This is a genomic window from Maricaulis sp., from assembly GCF_030149235.1.
Classification (GTDB): domain Bacteria; phylum Pseudomonadota; class Alphaproteobacteria; order Caulobacterales; family Maricaulaceae; genus Maricaulis.
In genome coordinates this window covers 76,116-96,293 of the sequence record NZ_JASBRW010000004.1, presented here as the reverse complement: position 1 = coordinate 96,293, position 20,178 = coordinate 76,116, and the positions used below count along the sequence as shown (strand labels likewise).

Here is a 20,178-nt window from a genome sequence, read left to right as displayed (position 1 = left end):
AAGCCCTGTGCCGGCAGCACTCGGCCTGATCTAGTCTTGCTCATCCGGTGAGAGCCACGCCGCCACGCCGGCCGCGCACAGGGCGCCTGCCAGCTGGGCCAGGATAAAACCCGGCGCATTACCCGGTGCGATACCGGAAAACGTGTCCGTCAGCGAGCGCGCGATCGTCACCGCCGGGTTGGCGAAACTGGTCGATGCAGTGAACCAGTAAGCCCCGGTGATATAGAGCGCCACGGTGGTGGCGACGGCCTCGCCGCGATAACGCACGGCCAGGAAAATGAAAAAGACCAGACCGAAGGTGGCCAGCGCCTCCGAGCCTAGCTGGGGCCAGCCCTCGCGCACCTTCATCGAGGTCTGGATGATGTCCGTCTCGAACATGAAGTGGGCGATCCAGACACCAATGATGGCGGCCACGACCTGCACAAGCGCGTAAACAAGCCCTTCGCTGAAACCGATCCGCCCACGCACCGCCATCGCCAATGTGACGGCCGGATTGAAATGGGCACCGGAAACCGGGCCCAGAGTGGTGATCAGCACATAGAGAGCCGCGCCGGTCGCGATCGCATTGGCGAGCAGAGCCAGAGCGACATCACCCGTCAGCCGCTCTGCCATTATGCCACTACCGACGACAGCGATGAGCAGAAAAGCGGTACCGATGGCCTCACCGGCCAATCGCTTGATCATGACATCCCCCGCGAGGCCTAAAGACGACCGATATCCCGCAGCTTCGACTTCAGCGTCAACCGGTCGATGCTCAAATCCGGCAGGGCGATGAAGGCGTCGATGCGCGCCTTCATCTGATTATAGGCGGTCACGAAGGCCAGCCTTCGCTCTGCTTCCGTGCCCGTCGCTGCAGCCGGATCGGGGATGCCCCAATGCGCACTCAGAGGCTGGCCCGGCCAGGCCGGGCAGACCTCAGCGGCGGCGCTGTCGCAGACGGTGAAAACGAAGTCGATCCCGTCACCCATCTGGCTCTCGTCAAACTCGTCCCAGCTCTTCGAGCGCAAACCGGAAACGTCATATTCCTTCTGACGTAAGAGATCGAGCGCGAGCGGATGAACCTCGCCTTTCGGCTGTGATCCTGCCGAGAGCGAGACAAAACGTGTTCCGGCCTGACGGGCAAGAATGGCTTCACCGAGAATCGAACGGGCTGAATTACCGGTGCAAAGAAAGAGCACCGTATAGGGCGTGTCTCTCATGAGGCGTGCTGCAAGTCGTTGGTCTTGGGCTCAGACGGCGCGCCGCCGCAGATATCGGTGCGGTTGGCGCAGCAGTCTTCGATGAGGTAACGAATAAAACGCTGAGCACCAGCTTCATCAAGCGAATAGAGCATGAAGCGCGAACGACGTTCCGAACGGATCAGTCCGGCGCGTTCCAGTGCCTGCAAATGCCCGGTCATTGTCGAGGGTGGCACGTCAAAACCATCGGCCAGCTCGCCCGCTGCCACGCGCTCAGGCGCACGCCTACACAGCGTCTGGAACAGGGCCAGGCGGACGGGGTGAGACAGGGCAGAGAACCCGGACAGGGCGATACGCGGCGTCATAGCGCCTCGGTTAAGCCCTAACCATGACCGTCACGTACTAAATTGATGAAAATTTTGCGACATCGCGGAGCTGTGACAAGGCTCAGGAGCGCCGAGCCAGCGGCCTTGAGCCAAACAGCGTCCGCAATACGCCCGCCAGCAAGCCCGGTGCTGTTTCCCCCGGCTCCGACGCGACTGCGGGTGCATCCGGGTCGATGTGCTCGGCCGGCCCGTCATCGACGCTCATACGGACCTTGCGATAAACCGCGATTTCCCCACCGATCATGTCCTGGAAAGCCCAGGCCGGGTCGGTGTAGAGCGTGTCGGCGAGGCGAGCGACCGCACCGGGACTGCAATGGCTCAGCAACAGTACGCCACCCAGCTTGAGACGCTGGGAGATGTCACGCCAGTTGGCGGCCAGCAGGGCGAAACCGGTTCCACCGCCGATAACCGCGAGGTCCAGATCCTGCTGCGCAAAGCTTTCCCCGGCCCGCTCCGGAAAGCTCAGGCGCGGTGTATCGATTTTGCGCTTGAGACAATCGGCTTCAAGCGCGTCCATTCCGGCCTTGTCGGCAATACACTCATGGAACGCACCGCTGCGCAGGCATACCGCACCCAGTGACGACTGCCCGAGCTGCAGACTTCGATCCCCGGATTTGACCGCCACGCTGAGAAAGTCGGCGGCCAGGTCATCAACAATAGGCCGCCGCTTGGTGGGCAGCTTGCGCAGGGTTCCAGCAGGTGCAGTGTCAGTCAGGGTCATGGCGCGTCCCGATCGTGAACAGTCCGTTAATACCGAACCGATGCGTCGCAAACAGCGGGCCAAATGGTAAAGCCCCGTTAACCCTTCGCGCCTGCAGCAAGCTTTTCGACATTGCGTGACGGCCGAGTAGGGAGTTTTCTCAACGCATGACCGAGACTGATTCCGTCGCCGTCCGCGAGCAGCACATTGTCGATGAGCTGATCGAGGACCGCGCGCCCAAGCTGATCCACACCCCTTTCTGGCCCCTGATCAAATTCGTGGGCTATCCGCTGCTCGGCTATCGCAAGGCAGTATGGATGGCAGACCAGATCGCCACCATGACGGGGACTGAATGCCTCGACTGGACCGCGAACTACCTGCACCTCAATGTCGAGACCCTGGGGCTCGACCGCGTGCCGGAAACCGGCCCCTGCGTCATCGTCGCCAATCACCCTGGCGGCATCGCTGACGGGCTGGCCCTGTGGGAAACGATCAAGCAGCGCCGACCCGACACGGTGTTTTTCGCCAATCGGGATGCGCTGAAAGTCTGCCCGGGCCTGGAAGAGCGGATCATCCCGGTGGAATGGCGCGAGGAAGAGCGCAATCGCAGCCAGTCACGCGAATTGCTCAAGCGTGCCTTCGCCGAGTTCAAGGCCGGCAAATGTGTTGTCGTCTTCCCATCCGGGCGCATGGCCGAATGGAGTTGGCAAGACTGGCGCCTCAAGGACAAGGTCTGGCATCCGACAGCGGCGAGCCTGGCCCGCAAGTTCAAGGCCCCGGTGATACCGCTCGCTGTGCGCCAGCGCATGCCGCTGCTCTACTACGCACTGGCCCAGGTCAATGAAGAGCTCAAGGACATGACCATCTTCCACGGCCTGATGGGCAAGGCCGGCGCCCGTTACCGCCTGCATTTCGGCCGTCCGCTGGACGCGGTCAATGAGCCGGGAACCGACGTCGAACTGACCGACAGGCTACGCGATCTGTGCGAAATTGCACCGTGGGAGGCTGATTAGAAAAAGCCCCGCCGGAAGCCGGCGGGGCTTTTCCTATACAGTCTGGAGCGAAGATCTAGCCTTCGCGCTCGACCATCATTTTCTTGATCTCGCCGATCGCCTTGGCCGGGTTGAGACCTTTCGGGCAGACCTGCGTGCAGTTCATGATGGTGTGGCAGCGATAGAGCTTGAACGGGTCGTTGAGCTCTTCCAGGCGCTCGCCCTTGGCTTCATCGCGGCTATCCGCGAGCCAGCGATAGGCCTGCAGCAGGGCCGCCGGGCCCATGTATTTGTCGCCATTCCACCAATAGGACGGGCAGGCCGTCGAACAGGAGGCGCACATGATGCACTCATAGAGGCCATCAAGCTCTTCGCGCTCTTCCGGCGACTGGCGCCACTCCTTCTCAGGAGCCGGGGTATCGGTCTTGAGATAGGGCTTCACTGCCGCGTGCTGGGCGTAGAAGGTCGTCAGGTCCGGAATCAGGTCCTTAACCACAGGCTGGTGCGGCAGCGGCGCGATAGTAATCGTGCCCTGGTAGTCCTCGATACCGGACGTGCAGGCGATGGTGTTGCGGCCGCCGATATTCATCGAGCAGGATCCGCACACGCCCTCACGACAGGAGCGGCGGAAGGCCAGCGAGCTGTCGATATTGTTTTTGATCCACAGGACGGCGTCGAGCACCATCGGCCCGCAATCATCCATATCGACCTTGTAAGTGTCCCAGCGCGGACCCTCTTCGCCTTCCGGATCATAGCGGTAGACGCGGAAAGTGCGCGTATTCTTGGCGCCGTCCGGCTTCGGCCAGGTCTTGCCCTTCTTGGGCTGCGAACCGCGGGGAAGTGTGAGCTGAACCATGCGTTTCGTCCTTAGTAAACCCGGGCCTTAGGCTCGATATAAGCGATGTCATTGGACATGGTGTAGGTGTGCACCGAGCGATAGTCGATTTTGACTTCGCCGGTTTCGCTGGCCCAGGCCAGGGTGTGCTTCATCCACGTCTCGTCATTGCGATCCGGATAGTCCTCGCGGGCATGCGCGCCGCGGCTTTCCTCACGGTTGGCGGCGGAATTCACCGTCACCGCCGCCTGGGCGATCAGGTTGTCAAACTCCAGCGTTTCCATGAGGTCTGTATTCCAGACCATGGTGCGGTCGGTCACGGAGACATCCGGAAGGCCGGAATAGACCGTCTTGATCTTCTCCACGCCCTCGTCGAGCACTTCGCCGGTGCGGAAGACGGCACAGTTTTCCTGCATCGCCCGCTGCATTTCCAGACGCAATTTCGCTGTCGGGGTGCCACCCTTGGCGTGGCGGAACTTGTCGAGGCGATCGAGCGAAAGCTGGCCGTCCTTGGCGGTAAGCTCTTTCTGGGTCGCACCGGCTTCCACCGTCTCGCCGACACGCAGACCGGCCGCACGGCCGAAGACGACGAGGTCGATCAGGGAATTGGAGCCGAGGCGGTTGGCCCCGTGTACGGACACGCAAGCGGCCTCGCCGACGGCCATCAGGCCCGGCACGACGGTGTCTTCATTATCGCCGGTCTTGGTCAGGACCTCGCCGTGATAATTGGTCGGGATACCGCCCATATTGTAGTGGACCGTCGGCAGGACCGGGATCGGCGCCTTGGTCACATCGACGCCGGCGAAGACCTTGGCGCTTTCGGAAATACCCGGCAGACGCTCGGCCAGAACGGCCGGGTCGAGGTGGTCGAGATGCAGGTGGATGTGGTCGCCATTAGCGCCGACACCACGACCTTCACGGATCTCGATCGTCATCGAGCGCGAGACAACATCACGCGAGGCGAGGTCCTTGGCCGATGGCGCATAGCGCTCCATGAAGCGCTCACCCTCCGAATTGGTCAGATAACCGCCCTCACCGCGCGCGCCCTCGGTGATGAGAACGCCGGCGCCGTAAATGCCGGTCGGGTGGAACTGGACAAACTCCATGTCCTGCAGCGGCAGGCCGGCGCGCAGCACCATGGCGTTGCCGTCACCGGTACAGGTGTGAGCCGAGGTGGCGGAGAAATAGGCCCGGCCATAACCGCCGGTCGCCAGGATCACCTTCTGGGCCCGGAAACGGTGCAGCGTACCGTCGTCCAGCTTCCAGGCGGTGATGCCGCGGCAGGCCCCGTCCTCGTCCATGATCAGGTCGAGGGCGAAATACTCGATGAAGAACTCGGTCTCATTACGGACCGACTGGCCATAAAGAGTGTGCAGGATGGCGTGTCCGGTACGGTCGGCGGCTGCGCAGGTGCGCTGGACCGGGCCTTCGCCGAAATTACGGGTCATGCCGCCGAAGGCACGCTGGTAGATCTTGCCGTCTTCGGTGCGCGAAAAGGGCACCCCCCAGTGCTCCAGCTCGTAAACCGCTGCCGGCGCGTTGCGGCAGAGATATTCGATCGCATCCTGGTCACCGAGCCAGTCGGAGCCCTTGACGGTGTCGTACATGTGCCAGCGCCAGTCATCCTCGCCCATATTGCCGAGCGAAGCGGAGATACCGCCTTGGGCTGCGACCGTGTGCGAGCGGGTCGGGAAAACCTTGGAGATACAGGCGGTCTTCAGACCGGCCTGGGAGGCCCCGAGGGCGGCGCGCAGGCCGGAGCCGCCGGCGCCGACGACGACCACGTCATAGGTGTGATCGATCCAGTTGTATTCAGCCATGAGAAACGTCCGTTACAGCGCGAATTTGACCAGGAAGAAGGCGGTGACCAGCCACAGGCCCATGGTCAGCAGCGTATTGCCGACCAGAAGCAACACCTTCGTGCCCGGCTTGTGGATGTAGTCCTCGATGATCACCTGCATACCCATGCGCATGTGATAGAACGCCGCAGTCAGGGTCAGCAGGGTCACAATGGAACCGGCCGGCGAGGCGAGGAAGGCGCGCATCGCATCGGCATCAGGAGCACCGGAGGTGGCCAGCATCCAGACGAAGACAGGTGCAAGAAGGAACATGGCGATCGAGGACACGCGGTGTGCGATCCAGTGACCGGCACCATGACCGGAAGCGCCGAGGCCGCGGACTTTGGCGGTAGGGGTACGATAATCCGACATGATCAATTCCCCAGATTGAGCCAGAGCAGAGCCGTCGGGATTACGGCACCGATCATGATCAGGATGGAACGCTGGTTTGAACCCTTGGCGTCATAACCCTTGCCGAAATCCCAGAACAGGTGGCGCAGGCCGTTGAGCCAGTGATAGCTGACCGAATAGGTCAGGGCGATGAGGCCGAAACGGGTCACCCAGGCCATCCAGCCTTCGAACAAGAAGCCGATGCTCGACTCGGCGCCGACCGCCAGCAGGATGATCCAGACAGCGATGGCGACAGCGCCGACATAATTGGCCACGCCCGTGGCGCGGTGCAGTATTGAAGACGCCATCGTCGCATGCCAGCGCCACACCTGCAGGTGCGGTGACATCGGACGCGGGTCAGACCACTCGGAAGACATGCGGTGCCCCTTCCTTCTGATCGGCCGGGAGGGCCGGTCTCTTGTTCGGCGAAACGTCGCGTGAAGCCCCGTCACGCAACAGGAATAAGTATCGGGATGGCACAATAGGCCGGGAAATGTCAGGGTCAACGCGCCCCGGCGCACCCCGCTGACAACTTGCCGACACTTTTCATACCGTCTTAAGGATTGGTCCTGCCCCAACAGCGCTTTAGCGTAAGATTCCAGGAGGCCATAACTGATGCATCAAAACTCAAAAACCGCCGTCGTCACTGGTACCGTCTCGGGGATTGGACGCGCGACAACGGAGCGTCTCGTGGCCGAGGGGTGGCATGTCTTCGCAACCGTGATGACGCAAACCGAAGCTGATGAGGTCCAGTCAGCTTTCGGCGAAGCCGTCACAGTTCTGATGGTGGACGTCACGGACGCCGCCTCCATCGCCCGGGCGGCCAGCCAGGTCGCGGAAGCCCTGGGCGGCAGGCGCCTGGATGGGCTGGTCAATAATGCCGGCGTCGCCATGGGCGGGCCGGCGATGGAATTGCCGATCGAGGAATTCCAGCAGCAGATGGACATCAATGTCACCGGGGTCCTGCGCGTCACCCAGGCCTTCGGGCCGCTGCTGGGGACCGACAAGGCGCGCACGGGCGAGTCGGGCCGGATTGTCATGCTGTCTTCGGTCGCCGGGCAGCTCGGCTCTCCCTTCATGGCGCCCTATTTCGCCTCCAAGCACGCGGTCGAAGGCCTGTCGAAATGCCTGCGCATTGAGCTGCAGCATTACGGTATCAAGGTCATCATGATCGAACCAGGTATGGTGGCGACACCGATCTGGGAAAAGGCCGGCGAGGTTGATGCGACGCCCTATCACAACTCCCCGCTCTATCCGGCAATGACGCATTTTCGCGATTTCCTCACCGCGATGGGCCCGAAAGGACTCAAGCCGGAAATCATCGCTGACCGCATCTTCCGCGCCCTCACCGAGACCGAGCCGCGCCTGGCCTATGCCGTAGTGCCCGACCGGTTCAACAACTGGACCCTTCCCAAGCTGATGCCGGCACGCATGCTCGACCGTATCATCGCGCGCCGGGCGGGAATTGTTGAGGACTAGCTCACCCGGCCATGGCCAAAGCGTCAAAAGGCGCTAACTTCCCCGCCAAAGAGGGAGATCCAAGTGAGCAAGACCCAGAAAACCGCCGTCGTCACCGGCGCATCGACCGGTATCGGTTATGGCTGCGTCGAAAAACTCGTATCCAAGAAATGGCATGTCTTCGCCGCCGTGCGAAAGCCGGAAGACGCCAAGCGACTCACCGATGCTTTCGGCGACAGCGTCACCCCGCTCTTCATGGACGTGACCGATCAGCCGGCGATCGACAAGGCCGCCGCCCAGGTCCGCGACGCGCTGGACGGTCGTACGCTTAATGGTCTGGTCAATAATGCGGGCGTCGCCGTGGCCGGCCCGATCCTGGAACTGCCAATCGAGGATTTCGAGCGCCAGATTGCCATCAATCTGACCGGCCAGCTGCGCGTCACCCAGGCTTTCGGACCGCTTCTCGGGGCTGATCTTGCACTGGAGGGGCCGCCGGGCCGGATCGTGATGATGTCGTCCATGGCCGGCGAGATGGGCGCTCCATTCCTCGCGCCTTACGCCGCCTCCAAGCACGGTCTTGAAGGCCTGTCGAAATCCCTGCGCCGCGAACTCAATGTCTTCGGCATCCAGGTCATCGTGATCGGCCCCGGCGCGGTGTCGACCCCGATTTGGGCCAAGTCGGACGAGGTGGATGTCTCCGGCTATGAGAAGTCGGTCTTCTACGATGCCCTGGTCGGCCTTCGGAATTACATGTCAAGCATGGGCGAGAAGGGTTTCCCGCCGTCCAAGATCGCCGATCGCGTCTATCGCGCCTTCACCGACGCCAAGCCGAATTTCCGTTATGCCATCGTGCCCCAGCGCTTCACCAACTGGACGCTGCCGAAACTCCTGCCAGCCCGGAAAGTCGATGAGCTTGTCACCAAACGTCTCGGCCTGACGCAGAGATTCCGCCTCAAGAACTAATCTTTCCAAAGCTTAATTGGCCCCGATTCGCTTTCTCTGCGAGAAGGCATTTATCGAAAAGCGATATGGACCGGGGACCAGAATGACACTCACCGCCTTGGCGGCTGCTCTTGCAGCACAGACCAGCCCGATGACCGCAGCGGCGGACATGGCGCTCTATACGATTGAGGTGACGCCGCGCGCCGGTGAGATCGCCGATGTTCGCATGAGCCTGGTATTCACCGGCGAAGAGGACGGCGAAACGGCTGTCATCCTGCCCAATGAGTGGGGCGGCGAGGCGGACCTCTGGAAAAACGTCTCGGACCTTACCCTTCTGAGTGCCGGCGAACTGGCCGACGGTGACAGCGCCAGCGAAAGACTGATCCGGCACGAACCAGGCGCACGCATCGCACTGCAATGGCGCATCATACCAGACCGTCCCGGCGATCCGGACGCACTGGCCCATGACTATTACCGCCCGGTGGTCACTGAGGACTATGTCCACATGATCGGACATACCGTCTTCATCTATCCACAGAATTTGACCGATTACCGCTTCGGCCTCTGGCAGAACGACAACACTGAGGCCTGGCCTCTGATTTCCGACCTGCAGCACGAAGGCGAGCCGGACGCGGAGGATTTCCTCACCTCGGTTATCGTCGCCGGTGACTTCCGCCTGTCCGAAGCCGATATCGCGGGTGCCCCCCTCCGCGTGGCCATGCGCGGCGATATCGGTTTCTCCGATGCGGACTTCTTCTCCGGCGTTGAAGGCGTTCTCCGCGCCAACCAGACCTATTGGGGCACACAGGGCGAGCCCTTCCTGGTCACAGCCCTGCCGCTGATCTCGCAGCCCAATTATTCCACCCTCGGCGGCACCAACCTGGCCGACAGCTTTGCCTTTTTCGCCACCGATAACGGCGATGCCATGACACTGTTGCGCATTCTCCAGCACGAGCACGTCCACACCTGAAACCCGGTGCGGCTGGGCGGGTTTATTGAGGGCTCAGAAGAACAGATTGCCGATTACTGGTTCTCCGAAGGCTTCACCGACTTCCTGACCCAGCGGGCCGGCGTCCTTGGCGGGGTCTGGGATGCACAGACGGCCATCGCAAACTGGAATGAAGCCTTGCTGGAGGACAGTTTCTCGCCGGTCCGCGGAGCCCCGAATAGCGGCATTGTTGGCGGATTCTGGTCGAGCGCACCGTATCAGCGCCTCGCCTATCACCGCGGCATGGTGTTCGCCGGTTTGCTCGATCACCTGATCCGCATGCACAGCGACGGGTCGCAGGATCTCGACGATGTCATGTTCGCCCTACGCGAAACGGGGGAGGAGGGAGCTCCGGCTCGACGCCTCACACGGGTCACCCAGGAGGTCACCGGCCTCGATATCAGCGAACTCGTAGAGCGCCATATCATGCAGGGCGAGCCGGTCGCGTTGCCAGAGGACAGTTTCGGTGCTTGCGGTACGGTCGAACAATTCGAGCGGCCGCGCTTCGTCTATGGCATGGAAGGCATGCGCAATGAGGCGGGCGAGTTTGTTCTCGTCTCTGTCGACCCGGACGGGCCGGCGGCAGCAGCCGGGTTCGCGCCGGGCATGACGTTCGAAGGCCGCATTGGCGGCAGCTATGGCAATGCCAGCGTCGACAGTGTTTTCCGGGTGCGTCTGGAAGATGGGACGGTGACGGAAATGTCCTACAGGCCGACCGATGGCTCTGTTGAACGCGGCCAGCACATCATCCCCGGAGAGGGCGATTTACAGACCAATGGCTGCGCGGCCCTTATCGCCGGACGTCCATTGAACTAGATTGCTCCCCGACTTGTCCGGCTACACAGTGTGCGCCGACACAGGAATTGCCGAGACCGGTAATAAGGGGAGAACTCATGCGTCTTGTTCCAATCGCCGCCGCCAGCCTGCTGGTCGCCGCCTGCCAACCCGCCACTGAAGCGCCTGCTCCGGCCGACCAGGCGCCCGAGACCGCTGCTGAGAGCACGGCCGCCCAAGCAGCCGCTGTGGCAGAAAGCGAAGCCTCTGTCGCCTTCAATGCGCTGATCGAGGAGTTCGAAGCCTATCGGGTGGAGAACAGCACGAATGCCCGCGCCCGCCGGGGCGATGTCGAGGCCATGGGCCAGTGGGATGACATCTCCCGCGAAGCGCAAGCCGCCCAGACCGCACGCCAAGCGGAATTCCTGGAGCGCTTGGAAGCCATCGATGTAGCTACGCTGACCGAGAGCGAGCAGGTTTCCTATGTCGTTCTCGACTACCTGCTCAAATTCCAGGTCGAACTGGCCCAGTTCGACACCTCGCGCACGCCCTTCATGTCCGATAGCGGCTTCTTCACCGGGCCGACCTATGCCGCCTCCTCCACCCGTCCGCGGACGATCGAGGAGGGCGAGGCCTGGATCCAGCGCCTCAATGGCATTCCCGGCGTGTTCGACCAGAATATCACCTGGATGCGCGAAGGCATCGAGACCGGCTTCACCCAGCCACGCATCATCGTCGACGGTGTCATCTCGCAGATGGAGAGCCTCAACGATCCGGAAACGCTGCGCGACATGCTCATCGCGCCAATCGATGCGCTGCCCGAGGCACTCGACGAGGGCGAGCGCACCCGCCTGCGCGACGAAGCCATGGCCGCCATCAATGAAACGGTTCTGCCGGCCTATGAAAACCTGCTGAACTTCTTCCAGGGCGAGTATTACGAGGGATCCCGCGACACGATCGGTATTTCCGACGTGCCGGGGGGCCGCGAATACTACCAGTCCGTGACGCGCTATCACACGACGCTGGACACCTCGCCAGAGGAAGTGCACCAGCGCGGCCTCGCCGAAGTCGCCCGCATTCGTGGCGAGATGGAAGAAGTCATCGCCGAGACCGGGTTTGAAGGGTCGTTCGCCGACTTCCTCAACTTCCTGCGCACCGATCCGCAATTCTACGCCGAGACGGAAGAAGAGCTGCTGATGCACGCGGCCTACCTGTCCAAGCTGGCGGACGACGCCATGCCGCGCTTCTTCGGCAATTTGCCGCGGCTGCCCTATGGCGTGCGCGCGGTCCCGGCGACCATGGCGCCGACCTACACGACCGGCCGCTACTGGCCGGGCGATCCGGAACGCGGCATTGCCGGAGGCTATATGGTCAACACCTACGCCCTCAACCAGCGCCCGCTCTACGTCCTGCCGGCACTGACCGTGCACGAGGCGGTACCGGGCCATCACCACCAGATCGCCATCGCCCGCGAGCTGGAAAACGTGCCGGCCTTCCGCCAGCAGACCTATATCACGGCCTTCGGCGAGGGCTGGGGCCTTTACACGGAGAACCTCGCCATCGATATGGGCCTCTACCGCACGCCGTACGAGCATTTCGGCCGCTTGACCTATGAGATGTGGCGCGCCTGCCGCCTCGTGGTCGATACCGGCATGCACTATATGGGCTGGACGCGCGAGGAGGCCGAAGCCTGCCTGCTCGAGAACTCCGCCCTGGCTCCGCACAATGTGCGCACCGAGGTCCTGCGCTATATCGCCTGGCCGGGCCAGGCCCTGGCCTACAAGACCGGCGAGCTGTTGATGCGCGATCTGCGCGCCGAGGCCGAGGAACGCCTGGGCGAGAATTTCGACATCCGCGATTTCCACGACACCCTGCTGCAAGACGGCGCCATGCCGCTCTCCGCGCTGGAAGCCAAGATGCGGCGCTGGATGGACGAGCAGGAAGCCGCTGCGGCGGAGTGATCGCCTGCCTGCCGTAGCCAGATGATCAACGGGCGGCTCAATGAGCCGCCCGTTCTCGTTGGCACTGGCCTGATGGCCGACCCCGGGGTAGCGCTTCACACCGGCGGCCTGAGCCGTCCTGCTTGACAATCCGCCCTCCAGCCCCCTTATCCAGCGGCCATGACCCAAGCGCGTGACGACAATCCTGCCGCGTCCGGAGCCGACACGCCGTCCCAGGTGCAAACGCCCGGGGAGCCAGGCCTCGACATCATGACTTTCGGCTGCCGCCTCAATGGTTGGGAGAGCGAGGTGATGCGTCAGCATGCGCGCGAAAAGGGGCTGACCAACGCTATTCTGGTCAATACCTGCGCCGTGACCAATGAGGCCGTGCGCCAGGCACGCCAGCAGATCCGCCGCGCCCGCCGCGAAAACCCGGACGCGAAGATCATCGTCACCGGCTGTGCCGCCCAGGTCGACCCGGACATGTTCGCCAAGATGGACGAGGTCGATCGCGTGATCGGCAATGATGACAAGCTCAAGGCCGAGACCTTCGAGCCGGCAACCTTGCTCGGCGGCAGCGAGAAAGTGCGCGTCAACGACATCATGAGCGTGCGTGAAACCGCCGGCCATCTCGTCGACGGCATGGACAATCGCGCCCGCGCCTATGTCCAGGTTCAGAACGGCTGCGATCATCGCTGCACCTTCTGCATTATCCCCTATGGCCGCGGCAATTCCCGCTCGGTCCCGGCCGGCGAGGTCGTCGACCAGATCAAGGCACTGGTCGACAAGGGCCATAGCGAGGTGGTGCTGACCGGGGTCGACCTGACCTCCTGGGGTGGCGACCTGCCAGGCGAACCGCAATTGGGCCGGCTGGTTCAGGCGATCCTGACCCAGGTACCGGATCTGCCGCGACTGCGCCTGTCCTCCATCGATGCCATCGAGATCGACGACGCCCTGTTCGACGCGGTCACCGGTGAGGCACGGATCGCGCCCTATCTGCATCTTTCGCTCCAGGCCGGCGACAATATGATCCTCAAGCGCATGAAACGGCGTCATTCGCGCGAAGATGCCATCGCCCTGTGCCAGGGATTGAAAGCCAAGCGTCCCGAGATTGCCTTTGGCGCCGATATCATTGCCGGTTTCCCCACCGAGACCGACGCGATGTTCGCCAATTCGCTGGCTCTGGTGGATGAATGCCACCTGGCCTATCTGCACGTTTTCCCGTTTTCGCCGCGCCCGGGCACACCGGCAGCCCGCATGCCGCAGCTCGACCGCGCCCTGATCAAGGATCGCGCCCAGCAATTGCGAGCCAGGGCGGAAGCGGCGCTGGAACAGCATCTCGACGGCATGATCGGCCGTATCGAGGGCGCTTTGGTAGAGCGCCCCGGTTTTGCCCGGGCCGCCAATTTTGCCGCCATCCGGTTTGACGAAAATACGGCCCCTCGACCGGGAGCTCTTGTGAATATTGAGGTTTCGCGCCATGACGGGCGTGAACTGCACGGGATTTTGTCTCAATGAGTGAGAAGAAGCCGGGTTTCTTTTCCCGACTGGCCGCCGGCCTCAAGCGCACCTCCTCCAAGCTCGGCGAAAGCGTCACGGCGATCTTCACCAAGCGCAAGCTGGATGCTGAAGCGCTCGAGGAGCTGGAAGACACGCTGATTGCGGCAGACCTGGGCGCCCAGGCTGCCATGCGCGTCACCGAACGCCTGGCCAAGGACCGTTTCGACAAGGAAGTCTCCGACGAGGAAGTGCGCGAGGCCCTGGCCGAGGTGGTGGCAGAAACCCTCGAACCGCTCGAACGCCCGCTGGCCCTCGACGGCGAACAGCCCCGCGTCGTTCTCTTCGTCGGCGTCAACGGCTCGGGCAAAACCACGACGCTCGGCAAGATCGCCGTCAAGCTGAAACGCGAGGGCCGCAATCCCTTGCTCGTCGCCGGCGATACTTTCCGCGCGGCGGCCATCGAACAGGTGTCGGTCTGGGCCGAGCGCGCCAAGGCGCCTGTGGTCAAGCGCGAGATCGGTGCCGATGCCGCGGGGCTGGCCTTTGACGCCCTGGAACAGGCGCAGGCCGAGGGCCGCGATGTCGTTCTGATCGATACGGCTGGGCGGCTGCAGAACAAGTCCGAGCTGATGGAAGAGCTCAAGAAGATCGTCCGGGTGATCCGCAAGAAAATCCCCGATGCGCCACATGAGGTTCTGCTGGTGCTCGACGGCACGGTCGGCTCCAATGCCGTGTCCCAGGCCCAGGCCTTCATGGAGGCCTCCGATGTCAGCGGTGTCATCATGACCAAGCTGGACGGCACCGCGAAAGGCGGGGCGCTGGTCCAGGTGGCCGAGAAGTTCCAGTTGCCGATCCACTATATCGGCATCGGCGAAGGCGAAGAGGACTTGCAGCCCTTCAACGCCGAAGGCTTCTCCCGCGCCCTTGCCGGACTCGAGGGTTAGGGTTTGAGCGAGGCCCTTCCGCTCGCCTCGCTTGCCATGCTGGCTTCGGCCTCCCTGCACGCGGTCATGGGGCTGCTGACCAAACGCGCCGAAGACCGGCTGACCTTCCGGGCTGTCATGATGTTGGCAGGAGCGATTTTCTACCTGCCCATCGTTCTCCTCAACCCGTTACCCGATTGGGAAGTCTGGCGTTTTCTGCTGATCGGGGCGGTGCTGCACTGGGTCTTTCAGATGGCGATGATCGCTGCCTATGAGCGTGGGGATATGGGCCTGGTCTACCCGGTCATGCGGGGCGGCGCCCCGGCGCTGGCCGCCATTGCCGCGCTGGCATTTCTCGGCGAGAGCCTGTCGGCCTGGGAAATCCTGGGCCTCGCCATCGCCTCGCTCGCCGTGCTGGGGTTTGGCTGGCCCGAGAAAGGCGGCGCACCGAAACTGGCTGCGCTGGGCTTTGCTGCCATCGCAGCGATGATGACCGCGCTCTATTCCGTCAATGACGCCGCCGGAGCCCGCGCCGCCGGCAATCCGCTGGTCTATGTCGGCTGGTTTTTGATCGTCACATCGATCCCGATCACCGCAACCGCCGCGATCCGGCGCGGCCGCTCCCTGCCCGGTCTGATCCGCCAGGAGCTTCGCTGGGGCACGGTCGCGGCAATCTTTGGAAGCGGGTCCTACGGCTTTGCTTTATATGCATTTTCCGTAGCCCCGGTCGGCCCGATGTCGGCTTTGCGCGAGACCTCTGTCGTGTTTGGCGCTTTACTCGCGGCCTGGGTCCTGAAAGAACCCTTCGGCCCAAGACGCATCGCCCTGGCAATCCTTTTGGCCTTCGGGCTCGTAGTAATGCGTATGATGTCGACCTGACGGGAGAAAAATGTGAGCCAGTCCCAGTCCACTACCGAGCAATCCTCCCGCCTGATGATTGATGCCGGCCCGATCGCGGTCTGGATCCTCGTCTACAATGTGTGCCGTTTCTATGTGCCGGATCAGGCGCTTTATATTGGCACCGGGGCCTATATGATCGCGGTCACCATCGCCCTGGTCGCGTCGATCCGGATCGAGAACCGCATTCCGCCGATGCTGGTCTTCACCACGATTATCGTGCTGGGCTTTGGGGCCATGGGGATCTGGTTGCAGGACCCGATCTTCATCTACATCAAGCCGACCATCATCAATATCTTCCTGTCCTTCCTCGTCCTTGGCTCGATCGCAGCCGGGCATAATGTCTGGAAGATCTTCTTCGAACATATTTTCGACCTGCCGGATGAAGCCTGGACGCTGCTGGCTGTCCGCTGGGCACTCTGGTTCCAGGTCCTGGCCCTGGCCAATGAGGTGATGTGGCGCCACATCACCGATACCGTCGTGCCGGAAAGCGCGCGCTGGTTCGACGGTCTGGTCCTGACCGAAGCCTTCTGGTCAAACGCCAAGCTCGGCGTGCTTGTCGCCTCCATGCTGTTCGCCGCGGCGCAATTACCGCTGCTGTTCAAATACCAGAAAGCCGAAGCGGACGAGGCCTGATCGGATTGTGAAAATCCGTGCTCGGACAATCGTCATTTTCGCGTTATAAATCGGCCCTATGGTGAGCAGGGGCATACGCGGAGTGGACCATGTCGAGAGAACTGCCTGATACGTCGGGATTCAATCTCGCCGAGTCGCCGGGCCACTTGCTCCATCGGGCCCAGCAATTCGCCTCCGAGCGCTTTACGAATGCCATGGCCGGAGCGCGCCTGACCCAGCGCCAGTTCGCCGTGCTGCACGCAACAGCACAGCAGGAAGGCCTGACCCAGACTGATCTCGTGAAAGCGACGGGCATCGACCGTTCGACCCTGGCCGAGCTCGTCGCCCGCATGGTCAAGAACGGGCTGCTGGAGCGGGAAAAGCTCGAGGGCGATGCGCGGGCCAACGCTGTGAAACTCTCCACCGAGGGACGCACCCTGCTCGAGGTCGCCACGCTCGGTGCCATGGAAGCAGACGAAGCGATCCTGTCATCTCTGCCCAAGAACAAGCGGGCCAGCTTCCTGGAAACCCTGCGCCGCATCGCGATCACGCTGGAGAAGGGCGAGGAAGCCGCCAAAAAGGCGCGCGAAAAGGAAAAAGAGAAAAAGAAGAAGGCCAAGAAGAAGGCCAAGGAAAAAGCCAAGGCCAAAGCCAAGAAAGCCGCCAAGAAAGCGGCGAAAAAGCTGAACAATCCCGACAGTACGGTCGCCGCGGAATAGCCCGCTAGAGGCCTGCTCGGCGGCGGAGCAAACGGGTGCCAAGGATATTGGCAGCGCCTACCAACCATACGGTAACCACCCCGCGCTCCCAAGCTGGGTTGGGCAACAGCACGGCCAGCAATCCAAAAACGCAGAAGAGCCCGATCAGGACAAGGCCGGTCCGGCGCCACGTCTCATATCGCCAATCCATGGCATTTGCCTCCCGTGTCAGCCGCGGTTTCGCCGCGCCTCGCGCTCGAGGGCCGGGTAGATTTTCGACTGCAACACCGACAGATCGATCGCTCCTTCGATCAAAGCGATGATCTCGCCTTCATTGGACACGATAACCGTGAAGGGCAGGTCGGATGTTCCAAAATCGGCGAGCAGCTCGTCGCCGGTCGTCAGCATGACGCCGGCAAACGGATCGCCATATTCGTCGAGAAACAGGTTGGCGGCATCCGCATCTTCGCCGTGGAACAGGGCGTAAAGGGTTATGCCTTCAGCCGCCAGGGCGCTCAGCACCGGCATTTGGCTTCTACAATCAAGACAATCGGGCGATAGGACATTGATGAGATAGGCCTGGGATTGCCCGGAAGGATCAAAGCCAGCGCGGGCTTCCAGCCCGGTCAGCTCAAGCGCGGGTAGGGCCGGACGCGGGGCATAATTGAGCTGGTATTCGCGCCAGCCGAGAAGACCCGCCAGGGCGATGATCGCCACCAGCGCCAGCACCTGAAATACCCGCATTACCCGGCATCCTCTTCCAGTTCGCGCAGGCGGGACCTGGCCCCGGCGCGTTCCAGAAGAGCGAAGACGATCAGACCGATAATGGCAAGGGCGGAAACGCCCCAGGAGCCCCAGACGTAAAACGCATAGCCGCCCATGCTCAGAAAATCCTGCATCACATGCCCTCCCGCTCACGGCGGCTCTGGATCGAGCGGGCCCGCTGGACAAGGGCGCGCGAGCGCAAGCGGTAGAAGACCAGCCAGGCGGTTAGAAGCGTGTAGGCGCCCATCATCAGGAAGAGCGGGGTCAGCTGGCTGCCATCAATGGTCGGCCCGTCCATGCGGATGATCGAAGCCGGCTGGTGCAGGCTCGACCACCACTCAACCGAAAACCGGACGATGACGAGATTGATGACGCCGATCATGGCCAGGATGGCGGCCATGCGGGCGGCAAGCTGGCGGTCCTCAATGGCCCCGCGCAGGGCGATATAGCCGAGATAGATCAACAGCATGACCAGGACGGAGGTCATCCGCGCATCCCATTCCCACCATGTGCCCCACATCGGCTTGCCCCAGAGCGAACCGGTAGCCAGGGCCAGGGCGGTAAAGATCGCGCCGATGGGCGCCATGACGTCCGCAGCCGCATCAGCCAGGGAATGGCGCCAGACGAAGAAGATGAAACTCGCCACCGCCATGCCGGCATAGATAGCTGATGCCATGTAGGCGGCGGGCACGTGGACATACATGATCCGCACCGTATCGCCTTGCTGATAGTCCGGAGGCGAGGCGAAGAAGGAGATGTAGACCCCGATCACGGCCAGGACCAATCCGCCGAAACCGCAAACCGGGATGGCAATGCGGGCGAGCTGGTCGAAACGCTGGGGGTTGGAAAAGTAGGACAGCATGCTCGCTCCCTTACTCACACGGCAGACAAAGGGCAACTGACATGCGGTCGCACTAGCCCGTCCGGGCCCGCATTGCGGCGGCGATACCAAAGGGCATCAGCGCCATGGTGCCAAGCGACACGGCCAAGGTGAGCAAGACGGTGGCCCAGGCCCGGTCCCATTCGCCCTCAAGCGCTGCCCGGCCCGCACCGGAGGCAAAGATCAGGGCCGGGATCATCATCGGGATGGCGATCAGGGCGATCAGCAAGCCGCCGCGCTTCACCCCCGCTGCCAGAGCACCGGCAAACCCTGCGATCAGGGCCAGCGCCGGCAGCGCGCAGAACAGGGCCAGCCCAACGAGGGCCGACTGGGCAAAATCGAGTCCGAACATGATCCCGCCGACCATCGCGATAAACGGAAGCGGTGCCAGTGTGGCAGCAGACTGACCCAGCACCTTGGCCAGGGCCAGCAGCGCCGGGCTGACCGGCATCAGAACATAGAGTTCAAGGGTTCCGTCCGAAGCGTCATCGGCAAACAGGCGCTCAGCGGTCTGGACCACGGCGAGCAGGGCAGCGATAGCGGCAATGCCCGGGCCCATGGCGACGAGGCGTTCCGCCTGCGGCCCGACAGCCAGAGGGACAATGGAGATACACGCCAGGAAGAAGGCCGCCGGTCCGGCAGCGCCCCCGCCTCCGGCCCAGGCCAGACGGGCCTCGCGGGCAAAGACTTGCAGCAGCGCGCTCATCGGATCAGCTCCAGCGTTTCCGCTCCGGGCCAATCGAGGGTCTGGTGCGTCGCCGCGATCACGATACCGCCGCGCCCCCGATGCCAGGCCACCAGCTCAGCCAAGCGGTCACGGCCCCGCTGGTCCAGCGGACCTGCCGGCTCATCGAGCAGCCAGAGCGGCCGGTTGGCGACCGCCACACGGGCAAAGGCGACACGGCGCTGTTGCCCCCGCGACAGACGCCCCGTCGGGCGGTCAATGAGATGTCCGATATCCAGCGCTTTGAGGACCGGCATGATCGGCGGTTTGCGCTCCCCCTGCAGCCCGGCCCAGAAGCGCAAGGTCTCCCGTACGGTTTCGTTCGGCTTGAGCCCGTCGACATGCCCGAGCCAGCCGATCCATTCGGAGGCTTCAGGGTCGAGCGGCGTATCGCCCAGCATGATCTGGCCCCGGTCGGGCCGGACAAGGCCGGCGAGAGCATGCAGAAAGGTCGTCTTGCCGGTACCGTTGGCGCCCATCAGGAACACCGCATCGCCACTGGACAGGGACAGGTTCAGCCCCTCAACCAGGCGCAAATCCCCCCGGGACAGGGTCAAGTCCGCGACTTTGAGCGCAAAGCTCTCAAAGGGCGCAAGATCCGGCAAGACTTCGACAATCTGGGTCATTCACCGCATGTCGCCCAATTGCCGGGCTCGCGTCAACGCGTTGGGGCCGCATTGCACCGCAGCATGTGTGCGGCTAAAACGCACGCAGCACTGAACCCGAAACGGTTCCCCTCCCCCACGGCGCAGGCG

At 62.8% G+C, this 20,178-nt stretch carries 24 protein-coding genes; 11 read left to right on the top strand and 13 right to left on the bottom strand.

Annotation, left to right across the window (positions count from 1 at the left end; all coding sequences use genetic code 11):
• Positions 1 to 30: 30 nt before the first annotated feature.
• From Q1V51_RS00770 to Q1V51_RS00755, 4 genes are all read right to left on the bottom strand, one after another.
• Positions 31 to 684 carry an MIP/aquaporin family protein gene (locus Q1V51_RS00770; protein WP_300551753.1) on the bottom strand — a complete coding sequence of 218 codons (654 nt, stop codon included), beginning with the start codon at positions 682 to 684 and terminating at the stop codon, positions 31 to 33.
• A 17-nt stretch (positions 685 to 701) separates the two neighbouring features.
• Complete coding sequence (locus Q1V51_RS00765) at positions 702 to 1,199, bottom strand: arsenate reductase ArsC (RefSeq protein ID WP_300551751.1); 498 nt, start codon at positions 1,197 to 1,199, stop codon at positions 702 to 704.
• Positions 1,196 to 1,543: a helix-turn-helix transcriptional regulator gene (locus Q1V51_RS00760; protein WP_300551750.1), complete on the bottom strand. Its 348-nt coding sequence runs from the start codon at positions 1,541 to 1,543 to the stop codon at positions 1,196 to 1,198. The genes Q1V51_RS00765 and Q1V51_RS00760 overlap by 4 nt, the downstream gene beginning before the upstream one ends.
• An 82-nt stretch (positions 1,544 to 1,625) precedes the next feature.
• Positions 1,626 to 2,285, bottom strand: coding sequence for a hypothetical protein (locus tag Q1V51_RS00755; protein ID WP_300551748.1), 660 nt, complete (start codon positions 2,283 to 2,285; stop codon positions 1,626 to 1,628).
• A gap of 146 nt (positions 2,286 to 2,431) precedes the next feature.
• Here Q1V51_RS00755 and Q1V51_RS00750 point away from each other — a divergent pair, with 146 nt between their 5' ends.
• A complete protein-coding gene (locus Q1V51_RS00750; protein WP_300551747.1) occupies positions 2,432 to 3,277 on the top strand; it encodes a 1-acyl-sn-glycerol-3-phosphate acyltransferase in 846 nt (281 codons plus the stop codon).
• A gap of 55 nt (positions 3,278 to 3,332) precedes the next feature.
• Here the strand turns inward: Q1V51_RS00750 and Q1V51_RS00745 are convergent, their stop codons facing one another.
• Genes Q1V51_RS00745 through sdhC form a run of 4 tightly spaced genes read right to left on the bottom strand, consistent with a single transcriptional unit; the run spans position 3,333 to position 6,696 of the window.
• Positions 3,333 to 4,112, bottom strand: coding sequence for a succinate dehydrogenase iron-sulfur subunit (locus Q1V51_RS00745; protein ID WP_300527004.1), 780 nt, complete (start codon positions 4,110 to 4,112; stop codon positions 3,333 to 3,335).
• 11 nt (positions 4,113 to 4,123) lie between these two features.
• The gene (sdhA, locus tag Q1V51_RS00740; protein WP_300551745.1) at positions 4,124 to 5,911 is read right to left on the bottom strand and encodes a succinate dehydrogenase flavoprotein subunit; all 1,788 of its coding nucleotides are present in this window, start codon (positions 5,909 to 5,911) and stop codon (positions 4,124 to 4,126) included.
• 12 nt (positions 5,912 to 5,923) lie between these two features.
• Positions 5,924 to 6,301 carry a succinate dehydrogenase, hydrophobic membrane anchor protein gene (sdhD, locus tag Q1V51_RS00735; RefSeq protein ID WP_300551743.1) on the bottom strand — a complete coding sequence of 126 codons (378 nt, stop codon included), beginning with the start codon at positions 6,299 to 6,301 and terminating at the stop codon, positions 5,924 to 5,926.
• Positions 6,302 to 6,303: 2 nt separating this feature from the next.
• On the bottom strand, positions 6,304 to 6,696 hold the full coding sequence (sdhC, locus tag Q1V51_RS00730) for a succinate dehydrogenase, cytochrome b556 subunit (RefSeq protein WP_300551741.1): 393 nt from the start codon (positions 6,694 to 6,696) through the stop codon (positions 6,304 to 6,306).
• A gap of 238 nt (positions 6,697 to 6,934) precedes the next feature.
• Between sdhC and Q1V51_RS00725 the strand changes: the two genes are divergently transcribed.
• From Q1V51_RS00725 to Q1V51_RS00680, 10 genes are all read left to right on the top strand, one after another.
• Positions 6,935 to 7,798 (top strand): SDR family oxidoreductase, encoded by an 864-nt coding sequence (locus tag Q1V51_RS00725; RefSeq protein ID WP_300551739.1) that lies wholly within the window; start codon positions 6,935 to 6,937, stop codon positions 7,796 to 7,798.
• Positions 7,799 to 7,861: 63 nt separating this feature from the next.
• A complete protein-coding gene (locus Q1V51_RS00720) occupies positions 7,862 to 8,740 on the top strand; it encodes an SDR family oxidoreductase (RefSeq protein ID WP_300551737.1) in 879 nt (292 codons plus the stop codon).
• Positions 8,741 to 8,822: 82 nt separating this feature from the next.
• Entirely contained in the window at positions 8,823 to 9,689 is an 867-nt protein-coding gene (locus Q1V51_RS00715; RefSeq protein WP_300551735.1) for a hypothetical protein, read from the top strand.
• A 6-nt stretch (positions 9,690 to 9,695) separates the two neighbouring features.
• Complete coding sequence (locus Q1V51_RS00710) at positions 9,696 to 10,523, top strand: hypothetical protein (RefSeq protein ID WP_300551734.1); 828 nt, start codon at positions 9,696 to 9,698, stop codon at positions 10,521 to 10,523.
• 77 nt (positions 10,524 to 10,600) lie between these two features.
• A complete protein-coding gene (locus tag Q1V51_RS00705; RefSeq protein ID WP_300551732.1) occupies positions 10,601 to 12,442 on the top strand; it encodes a DUF885 family protein in 1,842 nt (613 codons plus the stop codon).
• Positions 12,443 to 12,691: 249 nt separating this feature from the next.
• Positions 12,692 to 13,939: a tRNA (N(6)-L-threonylcarbamoyladenosine(37)-C(2))-methylthiotransferase MtaB gene (gene mtaB, locus Q1V51_RS00700; RefSeq protein ID WP_366522678.1), complete on the top strand. Its 1,248-nt coding sequence runs from the start codon at positions 12,692 to 12,694 to the stop codon at positions 13,937 to 13,939.
• Positions 13,936 to 14,865, top strand: a complete 930-nt coding sequence (ftsY, locus tag Q1V51_RS00695; RefSeq protein WP_300551728.1) for a signal recognition particle-docking protein FtsY — start codon at positions 13,936 to 13,938, stop codon at positions 14,863 to 14,865. The genes mtaB and ftsY overlap by 4 nt, the downstream gene beginning before the upstream one ends.
• 3 nt (positions 14,866 to 14,868) lie before the next feature.
• Positions 14,869 to 15,723 (top strand): EamA family transporter, encoded by an 855-nt coding sequence (locus tag Q1V51_RS00690; RefSeq protein WP_300551727.1) that lies wholly within the window; start codon positions 14,869 to 14,871, stop codon positions 15,721 to 15,723.
• Positions 15,724 to 15,735: 12 nt separating this feature from the next.
• Complete coding sequence (locus tag Q1V51_RS00685; RefSeq protein ID WP_300551725.1) at positions 15,736 to 16,377, top strand: septation protein IspZ; 642 nt, start codon at positions 15,736 to 15,738, stop codon at positions 16,375 to 16,377.
• An 89-nt stretch (positions 16,378 to 16,466) separates the two neighbouring features.
• Positions 16,467 to 17,075 carry a MarR family transcriptional regulator gene (locus Q1V51_RS00680; RefSeq protein ID WP_300551724.1) on the top strand — a complete coding sequence of 203 codons (609 nt, stop codon included), beginning with the start codon at positions 16,467 to 16,469 and terminating at the stop codon, positions 17,073 to 17,075.
• Positions 17,076 to 17,282: 207 nt separating this feature from the next.
• Here the strand turns inward: Q1V51_RS00680 and Q1V51_RS00675 are convergent, their stop codons facing one another.
• From Q1V51_RS00675 to ccmA, 5 genes are read right to left on the bottom strand one after another with little or no spacing between them, the layout of a single operon-like run.
• Complete coding sequence (locus Q1V51_RS00675) at positions 17,283 to 17,798, bottom strand: hypothetical protein (RefSeq protein WP_300551722.1); 516 nt, start codon at positions 17,796 to 17,798, stop codon at positions 17,283 to 17,285.
• On the bottom strand, positions 17,798 to 17,953 hold the full coding sequence (gene ccmD / locus Q1V51_RS00670; protein ID WP_300551721.1) for a heme exporter protein CcmD: 156 nt from the start codon (positions 17,951 to 17,953) through the stop codon (positions 17,798 to 17,800). The genes Q1V51_RS00675 and ccmD overlap by 1 nt, the downstream gene beginning before the upstream one ends.
• Complete coding sequence (locus tag Q1V51_RS00665) at positions 17,953 to 18,681, bottom strand: heme ABC transporter permease (RefSeq protein ID WP_300551720.1); 729 nt, start codon at positions 18,679 to 18,681, stop codon at positions 17,953 to 17,955. The genes ccmD and Q1V51_RS00665 overlap by 1 nt, the downstream gene beginning before the upstream one ends.
• Before the next feature lie 52 nt (positions 18,682 to 18,733).
• Entirely contained in the window at positions 18,734 to 19,405 is a 672-nt protein-coding gene (locus tag Q1V51_RS00660) for a heme exporter protein CcmB (protein ID WP_300551719.1), read from the bottom strand.
• On the bottom strand, positions 19,402 to 20,049 hold the full coding sequence (ccmA, locus tag Q1V51_RS00655) for a heme ABC exporter ATP-binding protein CcmA (protein WP_300551718.1): 648 nt from the start codon (positions 20,047 to 20,049) through the stop codon (positions 19,402 to 19,404). Before ccmA ends, Q1V51_RS00660 begins: the two co-directional genes overlap by 4 nt.
• Between the last annotated feature and the right edge of the window lie 129 nt (positions 20,050 to 20,178).

Bases quoted from the DNA above. Each gene is read 5' to 3' on its own strand.
- mtaB (WP_366522678.1), top strand. From the start codon at position 12,692: ATGACTTTCGGCTGCCGCCTCAATGGTTGGGAGAGCGAGGTGATGCGT.
- Q1V51_RS00675 (WP_300551722.1), bottom strand. From the start codon at position 17,798: ATGCGGGTATTTCAGGTGCTGGCGCTGGTGGCGATCATCGCCCTGGCG.
- ccmD (WP_300551721.1), bottom strand. From the start codon at position 17,953: ATGCAGGATTTTCTGAGCATGGGCGGCTATGCGTTTTACGTCTGGGGC.
- Q1V51_RS00765 (WP_300551751.1), bottom strand. From the start codon at position 1,199: ATGAGAGACACGCCCTATACGGTGCTCTTTCTTTGCACCGGTAATTCA.
- sdhA (WP_300551745.1), bottom strand. From the start codon at position 5,911: ATGGCTGAATACAACTGGATCGATCACACCTATGACGTGGTCGTCGTC.
- Q1V51_RS00715 (WP_300551735.1), top strand. From the start codon at position 8,823: ATGACACTCACCGCCTTGGCGGCTGCTCTTGCAGCACAGACCAGCCCG.
- Q1V51_RS00755 (WP_300551748.1), bottom strand. From the start codon at position 2,285: ATGACCCTGACTGACACTGCACCTGCTGGAACCCTGCGCAAGCTGCCC.
- ccmA (WP_300551718.1), bottom strand. From the start codon at position 20,049: ATGACCCAGATTGTCGAAGTCTTGCCGGATCTTGCGCCCTTTGAGAGC.
- Q1V51_RS00750 (WP_300551747.1), top strand. From the start codon at position 2,432: ATGACCGAGACTGATTCCGTCGCCGTCCGCGAGCAGCACATTGTCGAT.
- Q1V51_RS00760 (WP_300551750.1), bottom strand. From the start codon at position 1,543: ATGACGCCGCGTATCGCCCTGTCCGGGTTCTCTGCCCTGTCTCACCCC.
- ftsY (WP_300551728.1), top strand. From the start codon at position 13,936: ATGAGTGAGAAGAAGCCGGGTTTCTTTTCCCGACTGGCCGCCGGCCTC.
- Q1V51_RS00770 (WP_300551753.1), bottom strand. From the start codon at position 684: ATGATCAAGCGATTGGCCGGTGAGGCCATCGGTACCGCTTTTCTGCTC.
- Q1V51_RS00705 (WP_300551732.1), top strand. From the start codon at position 10,601: ATGCGTCTTGTTCCAATCGCCGCCGCCAGCCTGCTGGTCGCCGCCTGC.
- Q1V51_RS00725 (WP_300551739.1), top strand. From the start codon at position 6,935: ATGCATCAAAACTCAAAAACCGCCGTCGTCACTGGTACCGTCTCGGGG.
- sdhD (WP_300551743.1), bottom strand. From the start codon at position 6,301: ATGTCGGATTATCGTACCCCTACCGCCAAAGTCCGCGGCCTCGGCGCT.
- Q1V51_RS00680 (WP_300551724.1), top strand. From the start codon at position 16,467: ATGTCGAGAGAACTGCCTGATACGTCGGGATTCAATCTCGCCGAGTCG.
- sdhC (WP_300551741.1), bottom strand. From the start codon at position 6,696: ATGTCTTCCGAGTGGTCTGACCCGCGTCCGATGTCACCGCACCTGCAG.
- Q1V51_RS00745 (WP_300527004.1), bottom strand. From the start codon at position 4,112: ATGGTTCAGCTCACACTTCCCCGCGGTTCGCAGCCCAAGAAGGGCAAG.
- Q1V51_RS00665 (WP_300551720.1), bottom strand. From the start codon at position 18,681: ATGCTGTCCTACTTTTCCAACCCCCAGCGTTTCGACCAGCTCGCCCGC.
- Q1V51_RS00660 (WP_300551719.1), bottom strand. From the start codon at position 19,405: ATGAGCGCGCTGCTGCAAGTCTTTGCCCGCGAGGCCCGTCTGGCCTGG.